This is a genomic window from Caballeronia sp. BR00000012568055 (genome assembly GCF_029439455.1).
Lineage (GTDB): Bacteria > Pseudomonadota > Gammaproteobacteria > Burkholderiales > Burkholderiaceae > Caballeronia.
In genome coordinates this window covers 1-3,109 of the sequence record NZ_JAQFVG010000073.1, presented here as the reverse complement: position 1 = coordinate 3,109, position 3,109 = coordinate 1, and the positions used below count along the sequence as shown (strand labels likewise).

General features: G+C 60.0%; 4 protein-coding genes. All 4 read right to left on the bottom strand.

Annotation, left to right across the window (positions count from 1 at the left end; genetic code table 11):
* Nucleotides 1-326, bottom strand: a 326-nt coding sequence (locus P7F28_RS04755; protein ID WP_277183289.1) for an RpiB/LacA/LacB family sugar-phosphate isomerase, incomplete at its 3' end; no start/stop codon positions are given.
* 29 nt (nt 327-355) lie between these two features.
* A complete protein-coding gene (locus P7F28_RS04750) occupies nt 356-1,117 on the bottom strand; it encodes a triose-phosphate isomerase (protein ID WP_277183288.1) in 762 nt (253 codons plus the stop codon).
* 60 nt (nt 1,118-1,177) lie between these two features.
* On the bottom strand, nt 1,178-2,131 hold the full coding sequence (locus P7F28_RS04745) for a D-ribose ABC transporter substrate-binding protein (RefSeq protein ID WP_277183287.1): 954 nt from the start codon (nt 2,129-2,131) through the stop codon (nt 1,178-1,180).
* Between the two features lie 59 nt (nt 2,132-2,190).
* On the bottom strand, nt 2,191-3,109 hold a 919-nt coding region (locus P7F28_RS04740), incomplete at its 5' end, for an ABC transporter permease (protein WP_277183286.1).

Genomic DNA, 3,109 nt, shown 5'->3' with positions numbered 1-3,109 from the left:
CGCGAACCCATGGTGATGATCTGCGCATTGTTCGACAGCGCCGCGCGTTCGGCCGAGTAAGTATCGTGGCAGAGCGCCGCGCGAATACCCGGCACTTTATTCGCCGAAATGCTCACGCCGATTCCCGTACCGCACACCAGAATCGCACGATCGTACTCACCGCCGATCACCCCGGACGCCACACGGTCGGAAAGATCGGCGTAGAACTCGCCCGGATTTGCTTCGTTGTTCGAAACTTCCGATACGTCATAGCGATCCTTCAGATAATCCGCCAGCACGCGAGCCAGCCCGACACCGGCGCTGTCGCCTCCGATGGCAATTTTCATGATGTTCTCCTTAATAGTGGATTCGCGGGTCAGAGCACGTTTCCCACGCGCTGCAAAATGTCCAGATAACCGGCCACATCCCACGCCGACCGTCCGATAAACAATCCGTCGATGCTCGGGCACGCCGCGAGTTCGGCGCAGTTGCCGGGATTGACCGAGCCGCCGTATAAGCACGGAATTCGGCGTCCGAGCATGTCCTGTGCGACCTGAATGATTTCGGCCTGCCGGGCATCGGCGTAATCGGGACTGGCCGGAATGCCGTTTTCGCCGATGGCCCACACGGGCTCGTAGGCGAGCAGTATCGGCGCGGCCTTTTGTTCGGCACTCAGACGCGCGAGCGCGCCGCGCACTTCCATTGCCAACACTTCGGACGCGCGGCCGCTTTTCTTGTCTGCCAGCGTCTCGCCGATGCAAATCAACGGCGTGAGTCCGTGACGCACGGCGGCCTCGACCTTGAGGCCCACGGTGTCGTCGGTTTCGCCAAAGTGTTCGCGTCGTTCCGAATGGCCCAGTTCGACGATGTCCATGCCGCAATCGACCAGCATCGGCGGGGAAATTTCGCCGGTCCATGCGCCACGTTCGGCCCAGTGCATGTTCTGCGCACCGACCTTCACGTTGGTTTCCGCGAGGATCGACTTGACTTCGCGAATCGCGGTGAACGGCGGAATCACGAAGCATTGAATACGCGGGTCGTCATGGCTTTCGAGCAAGCCCTCGGCGAAAGCGATTGCTTGCGCCAGCGTCTTGTTCATCTTCCAGCTCGTGCCAGCCCAGAACAGGGAATCAGACATGTTTTTCAATCGGTAAAGTCCAAAGTCAGGCCCGGTACGCGGGCCTGAATCGATGAACGATTACTTGGAGAGCACGAACGGCGCGGTGTATTTCGACACGTTCGCCTTGGTGATCAGCACGCAATCGAAGAGTTGCTTTTCGCTTGCTGCGCCGGTCTTGCCGGTCTTGATAAATTGATCGGCCTCCTGAACAGCTTTAGCTGAGAACTCGGCAACAGGCTGAAGCACCGTGTATTGCAGATCGCCCGCCTTGACCGCTTCGACCGCTGCGGGCGAACCATCGAAGCCGCCGACCTTCACGCTCTTGAGCTTGCCAGATTGCTTGAGCGCGGCGATTGCGCCGAGCGCCATTTCATCGTTGCCGCTGATCACGCCGATTACATCGGGATGCGCCTGCAACAGGCTCTGCGTCGCGTTGAAGCCTTTGGTGCGGTCCCAGTCCGCGACTTGCGAGCCGGCGAGCTTGAGGTCCGGATACTGGCTGAGAATCGACTTGTAGCCATTCGAACGCGTGGCGGCGTTGTTATCGGATGGCGCGCCGAGCAGTTCCACGTAGTTGCCCTTCGAGCCGACATCCTTCACCCACTGCTGCGCGCCGAGCGCCGCGCCCTGCGCGTTATTCGATACAAGCTGCGCTTTCGCCAGTCCCGGCTGATTGATTTCCGCATTCACCAGAAACACCGGAATATTCGCAGCCACGGCCTTTTTCACGGCGCCGACGGAACCGCTTGCGTTGGCCGGATCGAGAATGATCGCGACCGACTTGTTGGTGATCGCGGTATCGATCTGCTGGCTTTCGGTGTTCGTATCGCCCTTCGATGCGGATACATTCGCCGTATAGCCGAGCTTCTTGGCTTCAGCAGACGCGATGTTCCCTTCGGCGAGCCAATACGGATTGGCCGGATCGTTCACGATAATGCTGATAAGACCGCCCGCAGCGTGCGCCTGCCCTGCGAACAAGGGAGCGGCCAGCGCGGCGGCGGCGAGGATCAGGGTCTTTCTCTTGGTGGTCATGGCTTGTCTCTTTCTAAAAGTTGGTGTTAGCGCAGGACTTACTTCGGTGTACTTCTCGCTCATGCCTTGCTGCCGCCTTGCGGAGAAGCCAGTTGGCCGCCGGTCGGCGTAGGACGCTTGACCTTGCGGCGGTATTGAATGGCATTCAGCAACACCGCAAGCACGATAACCGCGCCGGTGAAGACCGTTTGCCAGTACGACGAAATACCGATGATGACGAGCCCATCGGACAGAAAGCCGATCACGAACGCGCCGAGCAGCGTGCCGCGAATATTCCCCGTGCCGCCCATCAGCGACGCCCCTCCGATCACCACAGCAGCGATTGCCGTGAGTTCGTACGTGGTGCCCGCAGTCGGACCGGCGGATGTGAGTTGCGAAGAAAGAATCAGCCCGGCGATGGCCGCGCATACGCCCGACAACATGTACACGCTGATCAACACGCGCTTGACGGGCACGCCGGAAAGTTCGGCGGCGCGATCGTTACCGCCCGATGCGTACAGCCAGCGTCCAAACGCCGAGCGGTTCAACGCGATGCTGCCGAGGATCGCGATTACGGCGAGAATCAGCACGCCTACGGGCACATGAAACAAGCGGTCGAATCCCAGATAGTCGAAGCCGGTGTTGCCCAAATCCGCCTGACCGCCGAGGTTGTTGTACGTCAGGCCGTTGGTCATCAACAGCGCGAAGCCGCGCACCACGTACATCACGCCGAGCGTGGCGACGAAGGCCGGCACCTTGAAGCGCGCAATCAGAATGCCGTTCACCAATCCGATGAATGCGCCGAGCACACAGCACAGCACCACCACGACCCACACGGACGGATACAGCACCACGCCGAACATATTGAGCGTGACGCCCTGCATAAAGAACCCCGCCACCACGCCCGATAAACCCAGCGTCGATCCAACTGACAAATCGATGCCACCGTTGATAATCACGAGCAACATGCCGATCGCCAGAATCCCGTAGATAGCCACG

Coding starts and splice junctions, on each gene's coding strand:
- P7F28_RS04750 (WP_277183288.1), bottom strand. CDS start 1,117: ATGTCTGATTCCCTGTTCTGGGCTGGCACGAGCTGGAAGATGAACAAG.
- P7F28_RS04745 (WP_277183287.1), bottom strand. CDS start 2,131: ATGACCACCAAGAGAAAGACCCTGATCCTCGCCGCCGCCGCGCTGGCC.